The organism is Fibrobacter sp. UWH4 (genome assembly GCF_900142475.1).
Classification (GTDB): Bacteria; Fibrobacterota; Fibrobacteria; order Fibrobacterales; family Fibrobacteraceae; genus Fibrobacter.
This window is the reverse complement of the sequence record NZ_FRAY01000006.1, coordinates 103,795-123,827: the sequence shown is the minus strand read 5'-3', so window position 1 is coordinate 123,827 and position 20,033 is coordinate 103,795. Positions and strand designations below refer to the sequence as shown.

The 20,033-nt window shown below is 45.5% G+C and carries 20 protein-coding genes and 1 CRISPR repeat array; of the genes, 17 read left to right on the top strand and 3 right to left on the bottom strand.

Features of this window, described 5'->3' with window-relative positions:
* The 3 genes from BUA93_RS12045 (at position 1) to BUA93_RS16585 (ending at position 3,026) form a co-directional block, all read left to right on the top strand.
* Positions 1-744, top strand: coding sequence for a tetratricopeptide repeat protein (locus BUA93_RS12045; protein ID WP_139258030.1), 744 nt, complete (start codon positions 1-3; stop codon positions 742-744).
* Positions 744-1,550 (top strand): hypothetical protein, encoded by an 807-nt coding sequence (locus tag BUA93_RS16330; RefSeq protein WP_175547434.1) that lies wholly within the window; start codon positions 744-746, stop codon positions 1,548-1,550. The genes BUA93_RS12045 and BUA93_RS16330 overlap by 1 nt, the downstream gene beginning before the upstream one ends.
* Before the next feature lie 231 nt (positions 1,551-1,781).
* Complete coding sequence (locus tag BUA93_RS16585) at positions 1,782-3,026, top strand: expansin family protein (protein WP_072979763.1); 1,245 nt, start codon at positions 1,782-1,784, stop codon at positions 3,024-3,026.
* On the opposite strand, the gene BUA93_RS12030 is transcribed toward BUA93_RS16585, so the two are convergent.
* From BUA93_RS12030 to BUA93_RS12020, 3 genes are all read right to left on the bottom strand, one after another.
* Positions 3,027-3,914: a HipA domain-containing protein gene (locus tag BUA93_RS12030; protein WP_254793972.1), complete on the bottom strand. Its 888-nt coding sequence runs from the start codon at positions 3,912-3,914 to the stop codon at positions 3,027-3,029. It abuts the gene before it with no gap.
* Positions 3,915-4,003: 89 nt separating this feature from the next.
* Positions 4,004-4,345, bottom strand: a complete 342-nt coding sequence (locus tag BUA93_RS12025; protein WP_072979759.1) for a HipA N-terminal domain-containing protein — start codon at positions 4,343-4,345, stop codon at positions 4,004-4,006.
* Complete coding sequence (locus BUA93_RS12020; protein WP_072979757.1) at positions 4,338-4,544, bottom strand: helix-turn-helix domain-containing protein; 207 nt, start codon at positions 4,542-4,544, stop codon at positions 4,338-4,340. Before BUA93_RS12020 ends, BUA93_RS12025 begins: the two co-directional genes overlap by 8 nt.
* A gap of 181 nt (positions 4,545-4,725) precedes the next feature.
* On the opposite strand from BUA93_RS12020, the gene cas3 reads away from it, so the two are divergent.
* The 14 genes from cas3 to BUA93_RS11950 all read left to right on the top strand — a co-directional run bounded on the left by cas3 (position 4,726) and on the right by BUA93_RS11950 (position 19,939).
* Entirely contained in the window at positions 4,726-7,332 is a 2,607-nt protein-coding gene (cas3, locus tag BUA93_RS12015) for a CRISPR-associated helicase Cas3' (RefSeq protein ID WP_083597409.1), read from the top strand.
* Between the two features lie 8 nt (positions 7,333-7,340).
* Positions 7,341-8,900 carry a type I-E CRISPR-associated protein Cse1/CasA gene (casA, locus tag BUA93_RS12010; protein ID WP_072979755.1) on the top strand — a complete coding sequence of 520 codons (1,560 nt, stop codon included), beginning with the start codon at positions 7,341-7,343 and terminating at the stop codon, positions 8,898-8,900.
* A gap of 5 nt (positions 8,901-8,905) precedes the next feature.
* Positions 8,906-9,421 carry a type I-E CRISPR-associated protein Cse2/CasB gene (gene casB, locus BUA93_RS12005; protein ID WP_072979753.1) on the top strand — a complete coding sequence of 172 codons (516 nt, stop codon included), beginning with the start codon at positions 8,906-8,908 and terminating at the stop codon, positions 9,419-9,421.
* Positions 9,421-10,041, top strand: a complete 621-nt coding sequence (gene cas6e / locus BUA93_RS12000) for a type I-E CRISPR-associated protein Cas6/Cse3/CasE (RefSeq protein WP_072979751.1) — start codon at positions 9,421-9,423, stop codon at positions 10,039-10,041. The genes casB and cas6e overlap by 1 nt, the downstream gene beginning before the upstream one ends.
* A gap of 26 nt (positions 10,042-10,067) precedes the next feature.
* Positions 10,068-11,189, top strand: a complete 1,122-nt coding sequence (cas7e, locus tag BUA93_RS11995) for a type I-E CRISPR-associated protein Cas7/Cse4/CasC (RefSeq protein ID WP_072979749.1) — start codon at positions 10,068-10,070, stop codon at positions 11,187-11,189.
* A 2-nt stretch (positions 11,190-11,191) separates the two neighbouring features.
* Positions 11,192-11,932 carry a type I-E CRISPR-associated protein Cas5/CasD gene (gene cas5e / locus BUA93_RS11990; RefSeq protein ID WP_072979747.1) on the top strand — a complete coding sequence of 247 codons (741 nt, stop codon included), beginning with the start codon at positions 11,192-11,194 and terminating at the stop codon, positions 11,930-11,932.
* Entirely contained in the window at positions 11,933-12,802 is an 870-nt protein-coding gene (gene cas1e / locus BUA93_RS11985) for a type I-E CRISPR-associated endonuclease Cas1e (RefSeq protein WP_072979745.1), read from the top strand. It begins immediately after the preceding gene.
* On the top strand, positions 12,803-13,090 hold the full coding sequence (cas2e, locus tag BUA93_RS11980) for a type I-E CRISPR-associated endoribonuclease Cas2e (RefSeq protein WP_072979743.1): 288 nt from the start codon (positions 12,803-12,805) through the stop codon (positions 13,088-13,090).
* A gap of 48 nt (positions 13,091-13,138) precedes the next feature.
* A CRISPR array of direct repeats spans positions 13,139-14,752; the repeat unit is 28 nt; unit sequence GTTTTCTCCGCGCAAGCGGAGGTGTTTC.
* Between the two features lie 328 nt (positions 14,753-15,080).
* The gene (locus tag BUA93_RS11975; RefSeq protein WP_072979741.1) at positions 15,081-15,584 is read left to right on the top strand and encodes a DUF1016 N-terminal domain-containing protein; all 504 of its coding nucleotides are present in this window, start codon (positions 15,081-15,083) and stop codon (positions 15,582-15,584) included.
* A 15-nt stretch (positions 15,585-15,599) separates the two neighbouring features.
* Positions 15,600-16,145, top strand: coding sequence for a virulence RhuM family protein (locus tag BUA93_RS11970; protein ID WP_072979739.1), 546 nt, complete (start codon positions 15,600-15,602; stop codon positions 16,143-16,145).
* A 301-nt stretch (positions 16,146-16,446) separates the two neighbouring features.
* Entirely contained in the window at positions 16,447-16,950 is a 504-nt protein-coding gene (locus BUA93_RS11965; protein ID WP_217651006.1) for a DUF1016 N-terminal domain-containing protein, read from the top strand.
* A 248-nt stretch (positions 16,951-17,198) separates the two neighbouring features.
* The gene (locus tag BUA93_RS11960; RefSeq protein WP_072979735.1) at positions 17,199-18,149 is read left to right on the top strand and encodes an Rpn family recombination-promoting nuclease/putative transposase; all 951 of its coding nucleotides are present in this window, start codon (positions 17,199-17,201) and stop codon (positions 18,147-18,149) included.
* Between the two features lie 149 nt (positions 18,150-18,298).
* On the top strand, positions 18,299-19,681 hold the full coding sequence (locus tag BUA93_RS11955) for a Y-family DNA polymerase (RefSeq protein WP_072979733.1): 1,383 nt from the start codon (positions 18,299-18,301) through the stop codon (positions 19,679-19,681).
* Positions 19,682-19,717: 36 nt separating this feature from the next.
* On the top strand, positions 19,718-19,939 hold the full coding sequence (locus BUA93_RS11950; protein ID WP_072979731.1) for a hypothetical protein: 222 nt from the start codon (positions 19,718-19,720) through the stop codon (positions 19,937-19,939).
* Positions 19,940-20,033: the final 94 nt, after the last annotated feature.

Sequence of the window (20,033 nt, the reverse complement as noted above, 5' to 3'; positions counted from 1 at the left end):
ATGAAGATGCGTTTTTTGTTGATTTGTGTATGCCTGCTGTCGGTAGGCCTGTGGGCGCGCCCCATTAACGACGGCAATAAACTGTTCAAGAACGGCGACTATGCCGGAGCGCTCGAAAAGTACATGAAGGCCCGCGAGGCCGAACCTGCGAACCCGCTCCTGTTCTACAATATCGGAACTTGCCAGTACAGGCTCGGCAACTACGAAGAGGCCAAGAAAGAGCTTGAAAGCGCCGTGCGCATGCCCGACAAGAATATGGCGGCGAAGGCTGCCTACAATTTGGCGAATACGCATTTCCGCATGGGCGAAAAGGCGGCCGAAGGTAGCGAACGCATTGCCGCGTGGCGCGAATCGGTGGCGTACCTGAAAAAGGCGATTGACCTCGACAACAATTTCGAGAACGCCAAGAAGAACGTGGAAATCGTGCAGCGCAAGCTGAAAGAAGAACTCGACAAGCAAAAGCAGAATCAGGATCAAAACCAGGACCAGAACAACGACCAGAAACAGCCGCCCCTGAGCGACAAGGCTAAGGAAGTTCTGGCACGTGCACTCCAGCTTTGCAAGGATGGCAAGTATGCCGAAGCGAAGGAAATGCTCGAGAACCTGATTGCCGAAGACGAGACCGCGGGCCAGCTGAGCGGACACGTGCAGCGCATCGACGACGTCATCGAAATCAAGGCGGGCAGGAAGCCCAAGGCGAAAATTGACGCAAGCAACACCGACAACGACCTGGAGGTAATCTGATGAAAATTCAGAATTCAGAATTCGGAGCTCAGGTTTGTTGCTTGTCACCCTGGAGCGTAGCGACGGGGTCTAGTCCCGATTCAAGCGGAAGCAAGTTTGCGGAAACCAGTCACCTGTCACCCTGGAGCGTAGCGATAGGGTCCAGGCCTCATATTCTTGCATTTGCGTTTGTAATTCTTTTGGCTGCAGTGTCGGCCTTTGCCGCCCCGAAGTCAGCAAGTGCCTATTACAGCGACGCCGCCTTCCAGTACATCGAAAACCGCCTGCCTTCTGCCGAAATTACTTGTAACGAAGGCCTGCAATATTATCCGAACGACCAGAAACTGCAAATGCTCCTTGACCGTATCCACGAGGCCAAGGACGAGCAGAAGAACGAGAACAAGAAGAACGACAAGAATCAGGATAATAATCAGGACCAGAACCAGGATCAAAACAAGGATCAGCAGGACCAGAATCAGGACCAGCAGAACCAGGATCAGAATGGCGAAGGCAATTCCAGCGGTTCCGAGAGTTCTTCGAGTGCTTCCGATGACCAGAACCAGAATGGTGGCGGACAGTCCAGCAGCTCGGATGCAGGGAGCTCCGACAGCGAAGGCGGTGCGCAACCAGAACAGCAACCCGAACAGCCTCAGGAAAATTCCAGCGACAGTAACGGCGGCGAGGAACCCCAGGAACAGCCTGTGCAGATGGGCGAGATGAGCCCCGAAGAAGCGGCGCAGCTCCTGAAAGACTTCGACGAACAGAACGGCGAACGCAAACCCTGGAAACCCATCCGCGGCCAGGCAAGACCAGCCAAAGACTGGTAAGGCGAGCGCCGCAGAAAAATGCTTGCATTTTTCTATGGCCGAGCCGTCGAGTCTTGCGCGAAGCGCAATGACTGGTAAGGCTGGCTTTTGATACCCGCAAGGTCTTGCGCTCAACGAGCGCAACGACTGGTAAGGCGCTCATTTGTCATCCCGGCCAACCACTCACATGTCATCCCGGCCTTGTGCCGGGATCACCCTTTTTCATTAAAAGAATATATTATATTCAAGGGTATGAGACTTCATGCCCTTGCTTTTTGTTTCAGCGCCCTGCTGGGTGCAGGCTTTGTTGCTTGCGGTGATGATTCGTCGGCGAGTGCCACCGATACACTTTCAAGCGAAAGTTCGCTTCTGTCAAGTTCCTCCGAAATAACCAAGGCCCCTGAGCCTGCCGAAGGTTCAAGCTCCTCTGAAACAACCAAGGCCCCTGAGCTTGCCGAAGGTTCAAGCTCCTCCGAAATAACCAAGGCCCCTGAGCCTGCCGAAGGTTCAAGCTCCTCTGAAACAACCAAGGCCCCTGAGCTTGCCGAAGGTTCAAGCTCCTCCGAAATAACCAAGGCCCCTGAGCCTGCCGAAGGTTCAAGCTCCTCTGAAACAACCAAGGCCCCTGAGCTTGCCGAAGGTTCAAGCTCCTCCGAAATAACCAAGGTCCCTGAGCTTGCCGAAGGGACAAGTTCCTCAGTGAATGTGGCGCTATCTTCGTCGAGCGCAGCACCAGAATCCAGCAGCGACGATAACGATGGCGACGACGGCAAGTGCACCGCCTGCGATAGCTACACCGCGGCAGACCCCGAACTCACCGAAAACGGCGGCAAGGGTTCCGTGACCACCTACGGGAGTATCACGGCAAAAGAAACGAGCCTCGGTGGCGCCTGCAACTACGGACAAACTAACATACAATACTACGCGGCGATCCATGTGAATGTGTCCCCTGGCGATGAAAAGGGCCCGTGGAATGGCGGCGCGGCCTGTGGCGGCTGCGTGCGCGTGAAGGCGAAAACACTCTACGGCTGGAAGCATGTGACCGTGCGCATTACCGACCGCTGTCCCGATGCTGATTGCGGCGTGGACTTGGGCGGCGCCCCTGCCGCTGACATCATGGGAAATCAGGTGGGCCGCTACTACGGCGAATGGGAATTCGTGAGCTGCGAGGGCGTAGACGGCGTGTGGGGCGATTCAACGTCCATCTGGGTCAAGGAAGGTGCCAGCGAATTCTGGAGCATAATCCAGGTGCGTAACCCGAAGGACATGGTAAAATCCATCGCCATCTACGGTGTCGACACTAGTGACTTCTACGAACTAGAAATGGTCGTGGGCACCGAAAACTTCTGGACCGTTCCTGAGGCCGTCTTAAAGACCGACAACCGCTACCGCGTGGTGGTGAAGTACCGCACCGGCACCGACGACGAATGGAAAATCAAGGGTTCCGACCTCGCAGTACCCGAGGCGAACCTGTACCTATACGAACATAGGGAATAGCTACAAGCTGAGTGCTTTGGCACGGTCGCGAATGTTTTCTTTGTATTGGACTTTGGCTTCGTCGCTTAAGAACGACTTGTCCAACATTTCGTCCATTTCTGGAATGTGTGCCGTGATGTCACGAATGAATTTTTGGGCGCGTTTTTCTACAATGCCGATGCGTCTTGCAAATTCCAGAAAGTCGCTAGCTCCGTAAAAACCGTTGTCCTTAAAGAATTTCCCGTTATAGTTTTCTTCGTCCTTGAAAAGATCAAGCGCGGTTCTAAAGTCATCGGCGTGCAGCGAAGTGTTTATCAGGTCGTAGGCGGGCGTGAGTTCGTAAACGCCGTCTTGATGAGGGCAATATATCGAAAAATTCTTGATGTGCGCGTCGCCGTTGCATACAAGATAATTGAACAGCAGAACCTTGAAAAATTGCTCAATCGCAATGGGACTAGCGCTTACATGTTGCTTCAGGATGTAAGCGATTTCTTCGTAACTTAGGCTTTCGTACTTGAAATTAGAACCATTTGCGTCGCTTGATAGACCTGCGGTTTGTGCTAAATCTTCCTGAAGAATTTTTGAACCATCGTTGCGAATGTCGAATCGTTTGGTGAGATAGGTGTATTCTCCGGTTGTAAACTGTAGCAAAGCCGATTCGGCTACATTCAATTTGAAAATCTGTTTTGCCATTTGCATGGTGATGTGCTCGTTTGCGGGCATATCGGCGAATAGCCTAAACTGCATATTTGTAGCAGGCTTCAGAATGTAGGTGCCATTGTTGTCGGTCGGTTCAAGCTCTTTAGATACGATGCGCAAGGAATATTTTGCCTGTGCCCCGGATATGGAAATTCTTCGGGTGTTTTGGTTGGTGCCTTGAGCGATGCTTGGAAGTGTAAACTTCAGCATTGCGCTGAAATTGGCTTTGCTGAAAAGTCTTTGCGAACAGGAACGGCAGAAATCGTTTTCGGTTTCTTTGAGGCAGCAATGGCAACGCATTATTCGATTCCTCTCACGGTGATGGCGCCGATGGTTTCGTTCTGGGCGAGTTCCAGAAGTAGGCCGAATTTATCTTTGGGGTTGAGCTTTAGGCTCCTGCAGATGTAAGCTAGGTTTTCGCCTTCGGGCAAGAGTCCACTGAAGAATGGGAATAGATATCGTGAAGAAAAAATCCGTTGGGCTTTGGGGAATCCGGTAGCGATGGAGGAACCTCCGGTTGCGAGGTAGTCACTGTCGTAGATAAACACAAAGCGCCTTTTGTTCGCTAGCAGATATCCTGCAGTTTTCCCGTTTTTTAGAACGCATGCCTTGCGTAATCTGTAGTGAGCCGTTTTATTCATGGATGACGCGCTCCTGCAGGGTAATCGTGAGTCCTAGAACCTCTAGAATTTTGGAAAGCACGTCGAGACTAGGATTGGCGCTCCCGTTTTCGATCCCGCTCACGGTGCGCAGGCTGACGCCCGCCATTTCCGCAAGGTCTGCCTGCGAAATGTTGAAGTATTTGCGCCGTTGCGCTATCTGTTCGCCAAGATTCTGCATCTATTTATCGCTGTTTTGTGTTTAAAATGTGCAATATGTTGCGTGTTTTGATTGTAAAATACATAATTTTTGGGAAAATGTCAACTATTTATGCAATATATTGCGTGTATTGGAGCTTTTTTGGGAGGAAAATGGTTTTTGTCATCTTTTGTCAGTGAAATGGAGCTATATTATACCGTAGATGTTGGGAAAATGCTTAAAGAATACTCAAGAACGTCAAATTGAGGCGTTGTCGCCGGAAAAATGTCTGGCTAAACTTGTTGTTGACGAAAAAACGGGCGACACAAAGCCTGGTATTTCGGTTGCTGAGCATTGTATAATAACTGGTTTTGTTGCAGAGGAATTGTGCAAGTCCTTAATAGATAATGTGAAGCAAATTCTTACGAAATCAGCTCCGTTTTTTGCGTCCATACACGATGTAGGGAAGTTAAGTCCTGATTTCCAGCGTATGATATACACATCGTGGCTTGGGAGTGTTAAAGATTTTCCTCAGTTGCAGAATGCCAACGAAAATAGGGCAAAACGAAAAGATGTGAGTTTTCACGGAAAAGTTTCTCAAGTATCTATTGAAAGTAGCTTTCCAGAACAAAAAATGCTTGCAACCATTGAAGGAATGCATCACGGCTTTAAGCCGAATTTTAGTCCAATTGCGGAGAATCGTGATATTTATGGTGGCGAAAACTGGACCGCGTTGCGGCATAAGCTTATTGAAAACTTGGAACGGAGTTTCCCCTATTCTGATTCAAATAATTTAAGTGAATGGAATCAGGCTTGTGTTATAGGTGGTTTCATAACTGTTGCAGACTGGATTGCTTCTGGTGGTTATTTTGGCAATATTCAGCAAAATCATTCTTATAGTAAAGATGATTTGAAAAAGATTGCTCATAAGGCTGTTCATAATGCTGGTTTTATTCCGCTTTCTATAAAGCAAGGGCTTCAGTTCAAAGATATTTTTGGCTTTACTCCTAGAAAAATTCAGTCGGATCTGTTCGAATCTGTTTCTTTTCCTGGTGTTTATGTTTTGGAAGCCCCGATGGGTTTGGGAAAAACAGAAGCGGCTCTTTATGCTGCCTATAAAATGCTGGAAAAAGGGCTTGCTTCTGGAATTTACTTTGGCCTTCCGACACAATTGACATCTAATAAAATTTATGAACGAGTGGAATCGTTCCTTAGTAAAATCGTGGGCGAAGAATCCTCGTATTGCTTAAAGTTGCTGCATAGTTCTGCTTGGCTTGAAGAGGATTCTTTGGGTGAAGATGCCAAAGTTGGTAAGTCTTGGTTTGATTCCAAAAAACGAGGAATTCTGGCTCCGTTTGCCGTTGGTACTATTGACCAAGCACTTATGGCGGCTATGAATGTCAAGCATAGCATGGTGCGAGCATTTGGTTTGGCAGGGAAAGTCGTAATTCTTGATGAGGTGCATAGCTACGATTCCTATACTGGAACGATAATGAATGCCCTTGTTGATGAATTAAAGCACATTGGATGCACAGTAATTATTTTAAGTGCAACATTGACGTCATCCCAGAAAAAGAAAATTTTGGATTTACCGTTTGAACAGGTCTTAAACGATAGTTATCCCTTAATTTCTAGCCAAACGGACAAGGCTTTTTCTGAAATTTCAAGTTTGGGAGAATCTAACCGGAATGTCTCTATTAAAATAAGTAAAGATGATAAAATGGCTTTTGACATTGCTTTGGAAAAAGCTGAAAATGGGGAACAAGTTCTTTGGATAGAAAATACTGTTGCTGATGCTCAGAATGTTTACAAAAAACTGGCTGCTAAATCTGCCGAAATGGGCTTAGAATGTGGATTGATTCATTCCAGATTTATAAAAAAGCAACGATCTGAAATAGAAAATAAATGGGTCACGCTGTACGGGAAAAATGGCTATTCTAAGCGAAATGCTTGTGGTCGAATTTTAGTGGGAACGCAAGTCCTAGAACAATCTATTGATATTGATGCGGATTATTTGATAACCAGGATTTGCCCGATGGATATGCTTTTGCAAAGAATCGGGCGCTTATGGCGACATCGCGAAAATGATAAGATTCGCCCGTCAACGGCAAAATGTGAAACACTTGTCCTTTCGCCTGTTGTTGAAGATGTTATAAAAAGCGATAAAGTATTTGGAGTAACGGGGGTGGTGTATAGCCCCTATGTTCTGAGCCGAACACTTGATGTGTTGAAACATATAGATGTCGTTAATTTGCCGAATGATATTCGTGGGCTGTTGGAAAGCGTTTACCAAGAGCGGCAGGAAGATGGAATCCTAGCAAAAATGAAAACTGATTTGTTGGGAAAACAGTCCCATTTGCAAGGACTCGCTAGGGTCGGCTTATCTTCAGCTATTTCAACATTGCCAGAATCTGCTGTACAGACACGATATTCCGATGTTGATACGGTTTCCGTGTTGTTGTTGGAATCTTTCGAAGTTGGAGAATACGGAGTTGAAATAAATTTTTGGAATGAATCGGAGACGGTTGTTTTGCCTAAATATCCGTCAAGTGAAAGACAAAAAAGAGAATTGTCGAAAAAAATTGTGGAACATTGTGTTGTTATTGCAGAACAGGATGCTCCTCCGATAGATCGGCATATAGATGTTTTTGGAGCTTATGTTTATCTTGGAGACCAAGAAGACGATGAAAAATGTATGTTCAGAGCGGTTATTGTGGACAAAGACAGCTCGTTTAGAGACTTAAACCGGAATAGACTAGAAATTTTTGGTGACGAAAACGCAAAAAAAATGTTATATACAAAGAGTGTTGGTTATAAAATTGAAAAGTAAGGCAGAAAATGAAAGAGAATAAATTTAATTTGATTGATGAACCTTGGATTCCTGTGGTAGGGAAAGGAAAAGTTGGTTTAAGGCAAATTTTTGCTGACGAATCTATTTCTGCACTTGGCGGAAATCCTGTTGAAAAAATTGCCGTATTCAAGTTACTTTTGGCTATAGCTCAAAGTGCAATAACTCCGAAGGATGAAGATGAATGGAAGTCTTTGGGGGTTAAAGGGTTGCAAGAACGGGTCTCCGATTATTTAGACAAATGGCATGATAGTTTTTGGCTTTATGGTGAGAAACCATTTTTGCAAATGCCTGAATTGAAGAAAAAAGCAGAAACATTGTCCAAAAAGGAAAAAAGAGAACCTTATAAAATAGGGAATGGTACTTTTGCTGATTTAATGGCTGAAAATAATACTTGCGTAACGCAATATGATTTTAGGGATGTTTCTCAAAACGATTCTGATAAAGCATTATTTTTATTGGCTGTCATTAATTTTGCATTTTATGGGAAACAACCAAATCAAGAACTTTCTTTAGAGAAAAATCTTAAAAAGAATGTAATAGCAAAGCCTGGTGCTAGTTTAGGATTTTCCAATTATCTACATTCATTCGGACTTGTTGAAAATGTTGTTACATCTGTTTATTATAACTTGCTTTCAGAGCAAAATGTAAAATCTTATACTTGGTTGTCTGAAGGAGTGGGTAGACCATTTTGGGAAATGATGCCAACAACTGAAAATGATTGTGTAACAGAAACTTCGAAAAAAACATTATTAGGTCATTTAGTACCATTGTCAAGATATGTGTTAATGGTAGATAAAGGCTTGTACTTTACTGAAGGTGTTATTTATCATTTAGCCAAATCAGAAAAGAAAAAGGGGCAAAGTGTAGAAAATTGGATTGAAGCTAGTATGTCGTGGTATCTTGAAAAGGATGAAATAAAAGCGTTAAATGCTGATATTTCTAAGAAACCTTGGAGAATGCTGACATCAATGTTGTCTTTATCGGATACGGAAAGGAAGTATTGCAATTTGGGCTTGTCTTTATTCATAAATCGTATTTCAGAATGTGATAAAGTATTTTCTATATGGTCTGGAGGTATTGATGTTTCCGGAGATTCGTTTGGAAAGAAAATAAAGAATAATGATGATTATGTTGAGTCTGAAACTCAATTGCACTCAAGTGCTTTTGGAGATTCTTTTTGCAATAAGCTTTTTGAAGAAATGAGAAAACTTAATGAATTCTGTTTTGATTTGCAAAAATTTGTGGTTGGGTATAATGCGGAGATTAGAGGAGGAAGTTCCTCAAAAAATGCAAGACAAATCGGATCGCAAAATATTCCAAGCGTAGAATCGGATTATTGGCAACAATGCGAAAGTATTTTCCAACGAATAGTTGATACCTGTTCTATTGATACTACAGACCAATACAATCATGAAATGGATAAAATCAACGATCAAATTTGGCAATTTGTAAAACAGATTTATAATCAATACTGTCCGAACCAATCGGCCCGTCAATTGGAAGCTTGGGCGAAAAATTTCCCTAAAAAGTTTGAAAAGAAGAGGTAGTGATAATGGCTGATGAAAATAAACAGAAAGAACCTTCATTGGTGGCGAATGTTTTTGCCCGTTGCAAAAATGACAGGGGCTTTGCTGCAACGTTAAAAAGGGCTGATAATCCTGATACCGCTTATCAGGCATGGGAAATTTTGGCTGCTTTTAAGGTTCCTTTAGACGTGGACTCAAAGAGGTTGCCTTATGCTTTAGTTTTTGCTGCAATAGCAAGGTCTTCCAGAGAAAAAGACGGAAATCTTGGCTTAGGAGCTGCTTTGGCGAATGCTTATCAAGATGATGGTGGTAGAGATAGTGATGCGGCAAAAGTCAAGTTGCGGAGAATTCTAGCTTGCGATAATGTCATTGAAGTGTGTCAAGTGCTACGTCCTATTTTGCAATTGATTTGTAGTAGAGGGGTTGGCATTTCGTTTGAAAAGCTCTTGAAAGATTTGATATTCTTTAATCCTGATAAAACACTTGCTCGATGGGCGCAAGATTTCTTTGGTTCAATATCTAAAGAAAATGAGGAGTCGTAATGTTCATATCCGTTTTACGATTGTCTCGAAGCGATATCCAGCAGATTGCTGTGTGTAATCAAGGTGTCTTTGATGCATACACTTTGCATAAAACTGTTTATTCGTTGTTTCCAAGGGAAAATGAGAATACTAGAAGTTTTCTGTATGCAGATCGTGGTGGTGATTTCAATGAAAAGAAAATTTTGATCCTTTCAAAGAATGTGCCGAAAGAACCTGAAATCGGAAAAGTTGAAACACAAGAAGTCCCGTCGCAATTTTTGCAACAGGAGTATTACGGTTTTGAAGTCTTGATGAATCCTGTCCGTTGTGATTCTAAAACAAAAAAGAAAATTCCCATCAGGGGGAATGATAAGGACTCCTTGAAACTGTGGTTTTTAGAAAAGGCTGAAGCAAATGGATTTGAGGTTGTTCCTGATTCATTGTCTATTGGGAATACCTCGGTTTTACAATTCCATAAGGACAAACAGAAAGTTGTTCTTGGAAAAGCCTCCTTCAAAGGTCGCCTTAAGGTCACTGACCGAGAAAAGTTTATTAATGCGTTTGAAAAAGGTCTTGGAAAGGGAAAAGCGTATGGCTTTGGACTCTTCCAAATTGTTCCACTAACAAATGCAATTGTCTAAAAAGTTTTAATAATAGGAGATAAAAAATGGTTAATCAGAACCCTTACACCAACAAGAAAATTGAATTCCATATCTTGCAGTCTTTCCCGGTTACGTGCTTGAACCGAGATGATGTGGGTGCACCGAAAACGGCTATGATTGGCGGCGTGAGTCGTGCTCGAGTTTCTAGCCAATGCTGGAAACGTGCTGTTCGTTTGGCAATGCATGAGGTTAGTGGCGTTGAACTTGGCACCCGTACAAAATTGCTTTCGGATCTTGTTGCATTTGCTTGTAAAGAAATTGAAGCTACACCGGAACAGGCAAAAGCATGTGGCGATAAAATTGAACAAATCTTTATAAAGTCAGACTCTAAGAAGAAAGGTGATGAGGAAGGAGATTCTAAAGCCGATACCTTAATGTTTTTGGCTCCTGCGGAAATCTCTTTGATTGCCGAAAAGTTTAAGGAATGTGAATTTAAGCCTGAAGAAGTAATTAAAGATGCAAAGCATCCCGAAAAGGATTTGGCAAAGATTATCGATAAGTCTAAGTTCGCTCAGTCTGAAACTTTGGACGGCCTTGATATTGCCTTGTTTGGTCGAATGGTCGCTCAGGCTCCGACAATGAATGTTGAAGCGGCAGCATCTTTTGCTCATGCTATTTCGACACATCGTGTAACAAATGAAGTTGAATTCTTTACGGCTGTTGCAGACTATCCCAAGGATAATCAGGGGTCTGCTCATATGGGATCTCTTGAATTCAATTCTGCTACATATTATCGTTATGTTTCCCTTGATTTGGGCCAACTTTATGAATCTTTGGGCGGAGATCAGTTCTTGCCGCAAGCGGTTTCCTCTTTTATTAAGGCTCTTTATGTTGCGGTTCCGTCTGCAAGACAAACAACGCAGGCCGGAGCATGTTCTTGGGACTTTGCAGAAGTATATGTTCGCAAAGGACAGGGAATGCAGCTTTCGTTTGAAACGCCTATTAAAAAAGACAATAACGGAGGTTTTTTGTCCAATAGCATAGATTACGTGAAAAGTACTCTTGCTAAAAAGGAAAAGCTTTCTGGATCGCTGTTTGGTTTGGTCAAGAAGTTTGAATTTGGTGAAGATGAAAACTTCTCTATTGACAATCTTATTGAAGGTGTTGTATCTGCAATTAAGGAGTAACAATGGATACTCGTTGGATGCTTCTTTGGTTTGAAGCTCCATTGCAATCTTGGGGTGCTGATTCCAAGTTTTCTCGCAGAGATACGCTAGAATTCCCAACGAAATCGGGAGTTCTAGGTCTTGTTCTTTGTGCAATGGGGGCTTCTGGCGAACAGAAAGAATTGTTGGCTCGTTTCTCGAATTTGAAACAGACCGTTTTGTCGTTCCGATACGATAGGGAGTCTTTGTTACATGATTTCCAAATGATTGGTTCAGGATATGATTCCAATGATCCTTGGCAGTCTATGTTGATTCCTAAAACAGGAGCAGGTAAATCAGCTGTGGGTGGAGGAACAAAATTGACTCATCGATATTATTTGCAAAATGCAGTTTTTGCGGTGTTGCTTGAGGTTCCTGCGGATTTGACGGAAAAGATTGCGAATGCTTTGCAAAATCCAGTATATCCAATATATCTGGGACGACGCTGCTGTGTTCCGACTGATTTTGTATATCATGGAGAATTCGCTTCTGAAAATGAGGCTGAGCAGGCTGCAAAGAATTATGCTGCTAAGAAATCAGAATTGCGTAATGAAAATCTTCCTGATTATGCTAAAAAATTGTTGTCTTTGAATTTTAAAGTGATAGATGGTGATTTCCCTGAAAAGGGCGATGTCTTTACATTGAATGATGTGCCTATACAGTTTGGTACTCAAAAGATGTATCGTGATCGTCGTGTCACCAAGATTTCAGAAGGATTGTCTTAAATGGCTGCTAATCAGATAAAAGAAAAAAGTAGCCGATTGATTATCAAGGTAACGCACGACACGTTACCACAAATAAAAGATCGGTACCCATTTCTCTATCTTGAACGAGGTCGTTTAGAAATTGACGATAGCAGTGTTAAGTGGATTGATAGTGAAGGCGAAGTTGTTCGCCTTCCTATTGCTACAATAACGACTTTGCTTTTGGGGCCTGGAACAAGTGTAACTCATGAAGCGATTAAGGTCCTCGCTGCCGCAAATTGTAGCGTGTGCTGGGTTGGTGAGGATTCTTTGTTGTTTTATGCTGTTGGCAATTCTCCTACCGCAAATACTCGGAATTTGCGGCGTCAGATGCAGATTTCGTGTGATCCTGAAAAATCTCTTGCGGTTGCAAGACGGATGTATGAACGGCGTTTCCCTGATGAAAATTTAAAAGGCAAGCCTTTAAAAGAAATGATGGGCATGGAAGGATATCGTGTTCGTGCGTTATATGAGAAAAAAGCGAATGAATATGGTGTTGGTTGGCGAGGACGCTCTTTTACACCTGGAAAGATGGAATTGAGCGATGTCACAAACCAAGTGCTGACTGCATCCAATGCCGCATTATATGGAATTTTATGCTCTTGCATCTATTCAATGGGCTATTCTCCACATATAGGTTTTATTCACTCGGGATCACCGTTACCTTTTGTCTATGATATGGCTGATTTGTACAAGGAAGAATTGTGCATAGATTTGGCTTTTAAGATGACATTGGATTTGGCGGGAGAGTACAACAAACATCGGGTATCAGCTGAATTCCGGAAGCGGGTTCTTGATTATAAATTGTTAGAACGTATAGGTCCAGATATTGAGGAAATGCTAGGTAAGTAAATGGTTGTTGTTATCGCAAATGATTTGCCCCCGGCTGTTCGGGGAAGAATGAAGTTATGGTTCGTAGAACCAAGAGCGAACATATTTGTGTCAGGAATTAAGGACTCTGTTGCAAATGATGTCGTCCAATATTTGTTAAAGTCTTGCCCTGCTCAATCAGGGCTTTTAATTTTTCAGCGAATAAATAAGGCTCCCGGATTTAAGATTTGGGGACAGGGTGATCCGAATAAGAAGATAGATGAAATATCGGGTTATCAGCTGATTGTCGAAAAACTCTTAAATCAGTGAAGTACTATATTTTGTGTATTGCCAAGTGTGTAATCACAAAATCTTGGTGTTTTCTCCGCGCAAGCGGAGGTGTTTCTACCGAGCAGGCTCGCGGCAGCGTCGAACACTCGTTTTCTCCGCGCAAGCGGAGGTGTTTCCCTCGCTGTGGACGTGTGTCATATCTATGTTTGGTTTTCTCCGCGCAAGCGGAGGTGTTTCCAGTACGCCGATGACCCTCTGTACCAGTTCTCCGTTTTCTCCGCGCAAGCGGAGGTGTTTCCCTAGCAGCAGCCATGAAGTCGTCGAGGGACGAGTTTTCTCCGCGCAAGCGGAGGTGTTTCCCTGCGTTTTGCTTTCGTGCAAGCGTTTGATGCGTTTTCTCCGCGCAAGCGGAGGTGTTTCTTGCCGAACGAATCCCGGCCAAGGAAGAACCGAGTTTTCTCCGCGCAAGCGGAGGTGTTTCCTGCGCCATTTGGGTGGGCAAAATTTTCCCGGTGTTTTCTCCGCGCAAGCGGAGGTGTTTCTTCCTACTTTGGACACCGTTCGCGTTTGGTTGGGTTTTCTCCGCGCAAGCGGAGGTGTTTCTACGGTTACATTGTGGCTGGTTGGCGTAAGCATGTTTTCTCCGCGCAAGCGGAGGTGTTTGATAAAGGATTTTCCATGATTGACTCAAAAAGATGTTTTCTCCGCGCAAGCGGAGGTGTTTCCGGGGTCGATGCGCTGCGGAGCGGGCAAGGATAGTTTTCTCCGCGCAAGCGGAGGTGTTTCTACGGCAAGCTCGCGGACGCTCTCCTGGAAAACGTTTTCTCCGCGCAAGCGGAGGTGTTTCCACTAAAGGCGATTTCAGGTATGTAGCCAAGTTGTTTTCTCCGCGCAAGCGGAGGTGTTTCTTACGAAGATTACGCAAATCTCGTCCTCGGCAAGTTTTCTCCGCGCAAGCGGAGGTGTTTCTGACCCCGTTAAAAAATGTTATACGTCCTTGATGTTTTCTCCGCGCAAGCGGAGGTGTTTCTCCCTTATCCCGATTGGAAGGTGACAGTTCCGCGTTTTCTCCGCGCAAGCGGAGGTGTTTCTATAATCATGCCTTGATTCAATAATTTGCGGCAGTTTTCTCCGCGCAAGCGGAGATGTTTCTAATGGATGCGGGCTTGACGGGCTGCGTGTGCGGTTTTCTCCGCGCAAGCGGAGGTGTTTCCGGTGCTTGGGTACACTTCTTGCAGGGCAAGAGGTTTTCTCCGCGCAAGCGGAGGTGTTTCTGGGCGACCTATGGCAGCAAGCGGCCTACCTTTGTTTTCTCCGCGCAAGCGGAGGTGTTTCTTCCGCAAGCCATGATCGACCTCCTTTTGGTTGGTTTTCTCCGCGCAAGCGGAGGTGTTTCCAAAATACCGACTAAAGGGATAGAGGACAAAAGGTTTTCTCCGCGCAAGCGGAGGTGTTTCTTGAATGAATCTTTTCCGTCAAGTCAGCCATGCGTTTTCTCCGCGCAAGCGGAGGTGTTTCTGACGATGCGGAACCTTTCGGCATAGCAACGGAGTTTTCTCCGCGCAAGCGGAGGTGTTTCTAAAGTTCTTTTCCGCCTTGTTGCCGTCGGCGTGTTTTCTCCGCGCAAGCGGAGGTGTTTCCGCCGATGGTAAGGTAGCATTTCCGGGTAGTGGGTTTTCTCCGCGCAAGCGGAGGTGTTTTACGATTAAATAAGGAACTGGATAAACTTATTAGTTGCGTCAAGAGATTACTTCGCTCTGCTTGTAATGATAGCTGATACCTTTCGTATTTTATGCGGCATTCAAAAAGGTTTTTTTAAAGTAGAAGTGCACTAAGAACGAATAACCCCAGTGGTTATGTAAAATTTCGTTATACCCCTTGCCAGTTCTTTGAGATTTTGATACATTACCGCTGAACGCATCTCGCTGTTTTAAGGCGAGGTGCGTTTTTGCGTTAAATCGGTTTATCGGTTTTGCAAGAACGCCTCAAACGTTAACAAGCCGTTTTCTGCGGCAAAATGGAGGCTAATATGGCTAAAGAAGTTATCTCTACGAAGCTGGTCCAAGATGCCAAGCAAATCATCGAGACTGCGCGGGAAAATGCGGTCAGGAGCGTTGATTTCTGTCGTGTCCAGATGTACTGGAAACTTGGCAAGCGTATTTTCGAAGAAGAACAGCATGGCAGGAAGCGTGCCGATTACGGGGCGTATATCGTGAAATCGCTTGCAGAAAAGCTGGAAGCAGAGTATGGGAGCGGATTTTCTAAGCGTCAATTAGAATTTTGCCGCCAATTTTTCATTACCTATCCAATTGCGAATACAGTGTGTTCGCAATTGAACTGGTCGCAATATCGTATGTTGATTCAGATTCCTGACCTCGACAAGCGCGAATATTACGAGCTTGAGGCAGTGAACAATTCTTGGAATGGCCGCGAGCTTGAACGCATCCTTGAAGCTCCGCAAGAGGTCATCAAGGATCCGATGATTTTGGAATTCCTTGGGCTGGAAAGTAGCCCCGCCTTTTTATGCATGTAGGCGGATGGAGGAAAGATGAAGAATGTCGGTTTGTTGCCGTCGGGTGAGGGTGACGACGAAAAGAACGAAATCATCGTGTATCAGCCGGAAGGGGGCGAATTTCACATTGAAGTTCGCGTGGACCAGGATACTGTTTGGCTGACGCAGGCACAGATGGCGGAATTGTTCAATACGGACAGAACTTCAATAAATCGGCATATTCGCAACATTTTTCAGACGCAGGAATTGTATGAAAATTCAACTTGTGCAAAAATTGCACAGGTTCGTTTGGAGGGTGGACGGTCCATTAAACGAGTTGTCCCGTATTACAATTTGGATATGATTATTTCTGTGGGTTACAGGGTCAATTCCATTAGCGGCACTCGCTTCCGTCAGTGGGCAAACCGTGTCCTCAAAGAGCACATGTTGAAGGGCTTCAGCGTAAACCAGCGCCTTGTTGCACATGAAAACAGGCTGGAAAACATTGATTCTCGGGTCATTTATCTCGAAAAGCAGGTGGATTTCTTCGTGAAGGCGAACGACGCGGAATCAAACTTGTCTGATTTTGTTTCTCTTCAGTAAACCATTTTGCATTTTTTGCAAATTACAAATTTGGGCAAACCTGTCGGAAATTCCGACAGGTTCAAATCAAGAGCTTCCACAAGGTCTTTGTTGATCATAGTATTGAAATACGAATAACCCGTCTCGTTATGTAAAATTTCGTTATACCCCTTGCCAGTTCTTTGAGATTTTGGTACATTACCGCTGAACGCATCTCGCTGTTTTAAGGCGAGGTGCGTTTTTGCGTTAAATCGGCTTACCGTTTTTGCAAGAACGCCCCAAACGTTAACAAGCCGTTTTTTGCGGCTAAATGGAGGCTAATATGGCTAAAGAAGTTATCTCTACGAGGCTAGTCCAAGATGCCAAGCAAATCATCGAGACTGCGCGGAAAAATGCGGTTAGGAGCGTTGATTTCTGTCGTGTCCAGATGTACTGGAAACTTGGCAAGCGTATTTTCGAAGAAGAACAGCATGGCAAGAAGCGTGCCGATTACGGGGCGTATATCGTGAAATCGCTTGCTGAAAAGCTGGAAGCGGAGTATGGCAGCGGATTTGGTATTCGACAAATTGAACGCATACGTCAATTTTTCCTATTGTATCCAATTGCGTCCGCAGTGCGGACGCAATTGAACTGGTCTCAATATAAGATGCTCATTGCTATTTCTGACCCCGACAAGCGTGAATATTACGAACTTGAGGCTGTGAACAATTCTTGGAATGGCCGCGAGCTTGAACGCATCCTTGAAGCTCCGCAAGAGGTCATCAAGGATCCGATGGTCCTGGAATTTCTTGGGCTGGAAAGTAGCCCCGCCTTTTTGTGCGTGTAGGTGGAGGGAGGAAAGATGAAGAATAGCGGTTTGTTGTCGTCGGGTAAGATTGACGGAGAAAAAGAAATCCTTTCACCAGTCTCCTTTTGTAAATCATTGTAAAATTTTCCGAAAAAACAGTTTAGACCATCTGAAAAAAACGTGTATAGTACAGGACCTCAAAATTAGGCTTTTTCCTAAAAAGATCCTGTCCTGCGGAACTCCTTTCGCGGGTCGTCTCTAGAATATGCAAAAAAGGACCGTTGCTAATGAATAATGTTATCATTGCAGAAAACAATACCCATCCTGAAGACGATATCAATATTGCAAAGGAATTCAACATTATTCTTGATTCTGTTGCAGACGAAAGCAGCTTTACCCATGACCGTTACCTGCGTTTCGCCTTCGCGAATCCGAAGCGCATGGCAGAATTGCTTGAACTCTATGCAAGGCGAAAGCCATCGCTGAGGGAATTTCTTGACACCATCAACATCTCAACGCTGCGTGGCGTCCCCGAAAATTTTTCGAGCGACAAACATGCCGGTTCGGCTGACCTCGTTTTCGAGGCGGATCTGAAAACGGGCGGCAAGGCGGGGCTATTCGTGGGCATTATCGCGGAGCACAAGTCCGATATCGATGATAACGTGATGAGACAGATTTCTGAGTATCACCATCATTTATTTGCCGAGAAGAAGAAGGATGTCCCCGTGGTCGCCTTTATTGTCTATAACGGCGCGGACGGCTGGGATCCGCTCTCAAAGCCGCATTTTGCGGACTATCCCGAATACTACCACGATATCGGCTACCCCTTCAAGGTAGAATTCCTTGACATCGGCCACGATATCGATGACGCTGAATTGAAGTGCTTTTCGCCCATGACCCTTGTCGCGCTCACTTCTTTGAAGTATATTTTTAATGAAGAAAAGTTCACTGTTTCTTTCCGCGAGGCTGCGGCACACCTGCTCAAGCTGGACCGCTCGCCCGAAGGCAGGGACTTTATCAAGCAGTCGCTCTCCTACTTTTTGTGGAGGTGGCCCAACAAGCACAAGGATATCAAGATGGACAGGCCGGAAATTGTAGCGAAGCGTGGATACGAAACCTTTGCGGAGCATTACGTGAACAAGGGGCACGCAGATGCTATCGACATTATGCGCGAGGTGGGCATTTCGCATGAGCAAGTCGCTGAAGTAAAAAAACGACTTGCTGCTTTGAATAAGTAATATCACTCAAATTTTTTTTGAAACCTAGCTTTCATAAGGCTAGGTTTCTTTCTTTGGCTTAAAGAACTGCAATCTCGGCAATAAAAAGATCGTCGAGCTTCTTCTGGAATTCTTCGTCGGTCTTGATTTGTTTAGTTATATTTCCCATTATGCCTTCACGCACTTATGCGGCCATAGACTTAAAGTCGTTCTTTGCCTCGGTGGAATGTATCCTCCGGGGGCTTGACCCGCTTAAGGCGAAGCTCGTGGTGGCCGACGAGAGCCGCACCGAGAAGACGATTTGCCTTGCGGTGACGCCTGCGCTCAAGGCTTACGGGATTCCGGGGCGTGCGCGACTTTTCGAGGTGAACCAGAAGGTGCGCGAGGTGCTGCGCCGTACGGGCGAAAAGGTCGAGTTCACGATTGCGAAACCGCAGATGGCGAAGTATGTGGAGTATTCCACGAAGGTGTACAATGTCTACCTGAAGTACGTGAGTGCCGAAGACATTCATGCGTATTCCATTGACGAATGCTTTTTGGATTTGACGCGCTACTTGAAGCTTTATAAAAAGACGGCACGCGAATTAGTGAAGACGATTATCCAGGATGTTTTCGCGACTACGGGAATAACGGCCACGGGCGGAATCGGGACGAACTTGTACCTTTGCAAGATCGCGATGGACGTGATGGCGAAGCATGCGGATGCCGACGGCGTGCGCATCGCGGAACTGGACGAGATGAGTTACCGCAGGCAGCTTTGGTCGCACAGGCCGCTCACGAGTTTTTGGCAGGTGGGGCGCGGCATTGCGGAGCGCCTGGAAAATTGCAGGCTGAATGCGGGGCGCGGCATTTACACGATGGGCGATATTGCCCGCGTGAGTGTGAAAAATCCTGAAGCGCTGTACAATCTGTTTGGCGTGAATGCGGAGATTCTGATCGACCACGCTTGGGGTTACGAGCCTTGCACGATTGCGGACATCAAGAAGTCAAAGCCGCGGAACAGGAGTACGGGCGAAGGCCAGGTGCTGCAGGATCCGTATCCGTTCGACAAGGCGCGTCTCGTGGTGCGTGAAATGGTCGATACGGTTTCGATGACTTTGATTGCGCACGACCTGGTGACAAATGCGATGGTACTCACGGTGGGTTACGACCGCGAAAATGTGGACAAGGGAATTTACCACGGCGTCACGGTCACGGATTTTTACGGGCGCACGATTCCGAAACCTGCTCATGGCACGGCAAGCATCGGTTATTATACCAGCTCTCAGTCGGTAATTGCCGATGCGGTCATGAAACTTTTCGACCGCATCGTGGACCCGAAGCTGACGGTGCGCCGCCTGAACCTGGTGGCCGCCGACATCGTGGATGCAAGTCACGAACAGTACGACTTGTTCACCGATGTGCAGAAGCAGGAAAAAGAAAAGAAGCGCCTGAAGGCGGAACTCCTGATCAAGAAACGCTTCGGCAAGAATGCGATTGTGAAGGGAATGGATTTGCAAGAAGGCGCCACCACCATTGAACGCAACGGACAAATCGGAGGACACAGGGCTTAGGGGTGTGAGGTCGCTCCCCTTGCAGGGTCGCTTTTTATGATTGATAATTACAAAGACATCATTGATTTGCCGTATCCGCGGAACGACTGGAATTTCATGATGAAGCATCCGCGCATGAAAGTGGAAGACCGCGCAAAGATTTTCCACCCATTTGCGGCGTTGCGCGGGCATGCCGAGGCGCTTGACGCGACGGCCGAACGGAAGCAGGATGCCGTGGCGAACGAATTGACGCTAGACGATCAGGAATTCGGCGCCTAGATTTGCTGTTTCTTTGGGTTATAGTTTAAAGCTATAATTGTAGATACAAAAGTAGTATAAGTCGTAGCCCTTGTGACGGTGGGGCCGCTTTTTT

Bases quoted from the DNA above. Each gene is read 5' to 3' on its own strand.
- cas5e (WP_072979747.1), top strand. From the start codon at position 11,192: ATGGATACTCGTTGGATGCTTCTTTGGTTTGAAGCTCCATTGCAATCT.
- BUA93_RS11950 (WP_072979731.1), top strand. From the start codon at position 19,718: ATGATTGATAATTACAAAGACATCATTGATTTGCCGTATCCGCGGAAC.
- casB (WP_072979753.1), top strand. From the start codon at position 8,906: ATGGCTGATGAAAATAAACAGAAAGAACCTTCATTGGTGGCGAATGTT.
- cas6e (WP_072979751.1), top strand. From the start codon at position 9,421: ATGTTCATATCCGTTTTACGATTGTCTCGAAGCGATATCCAGCAGATT.
- cas7e (WP_072979749.1), top strand. From the start codon at position 10,068: ATGGTTAATCAGAACCCTTACACCAACAAGAAAATTGAATTCCATATC.
- BUA93_RS11970 (WP_072979739.1), top strand. From the start codon at position 15,600: ATGAAGAATGTCGGTTTGTTGCCGTCGGGTGAGGGTGACGACGAAAAG.
- casA (WP_072979755.1), top strand. From the start codon at position 7,341: ATGAAAGAGAATAAATTTAATTTGATTGATGAACCTTGGATTCCTGTG.
- BUA93_RS16330 (WP_175547434.1), top strand. From the start codon at position 744: ATGAAAATTCAGAATTCAGAATTCGGAGCTCAGGTTTGTTGCTTGTCA.
- BUA93_RS11960 (WP_072979735.1), top strand. From the start codon at position 17,199: ATGAATAATGTTATCATTGCAGAAAACAATACCCATCCTGAAGACGAT.
- BUA93_RS12030 (WP_254793972.1), bottom strand. From the start codon at position 3,914: ATGCTGAAGTTTACACTTCCAAGCATCGCTCAAGGCACCAACCAAAAC.
- BUA93_RS11965 (WP_217651006.1), top strand. From the start codon at position 16,447: ATGGCTAAAGAAGTTATCTCTACGAGGCTAGTCCAAGATGCCAAGCAA.
- cas1e (WP_072979745.1), top strand. From the start codon at position 11,933: ATGGCTGCTAATCAGATAAAAGAAAAAAGTAGCCGATTGATTATCAAG.
- BUA93_RS12045 (WP_139258030.1), top strand. From the start codon at position 1: ATGAAGATGCGTTTTTTGTTGATTTGTGTATGCCTGCTGTCGGTAGGC.
- BUA93_RS16585 (WP_072979763.1), top strand. From the start codon at position 1,782: ATGAGACTTCATGCCCTTGCTTTTTGTTTCAGCGCCCTGCTGGGTGCA.
- BUA93_RS12020 (WP_072979757.1), bottom strand. From the start codon at position 4,544: ATGCAGAATCTTGGCGAACAGATAGCGCAACGGCGCAAATACTTCAAC.
- BUA93_RS12025 (WP_072979759.1), bottom strand. From the start codon at position 4,345: ATGAATAAAACGGCTCACTACAGATTACGCAAGGCATGCGTTCTAAAA.
- cas2e (WP_072979743.1), top strand. From the start codon at position 12,803: ATGGTTGTTGTTATCGCAAATGATTTGCCCCCGGCTGTTCGGGGAAGA.
- cas3 (WP_083597409.1), top strand. From the start codon at position 4,726: ATGTTGGGAAAATGCTTAAAGAATACTCAAGAACGTCAAATTGAGGCG.
- BUA93_RS11975 (WP_072979741.1), top strand. From the start codon at position 15,081: ATGGCTAAAGAAGTTATCTCTACGAAGCTGGTCCAAGATGCCAAGCAA.
- BUA93_RS11955 (WP_072979733.1), top strand. From the start codon at position 18,299: ATGCCTTCACGCACTTATGCGGCCATAGACTTAAAGTCGTTCTTTGCC.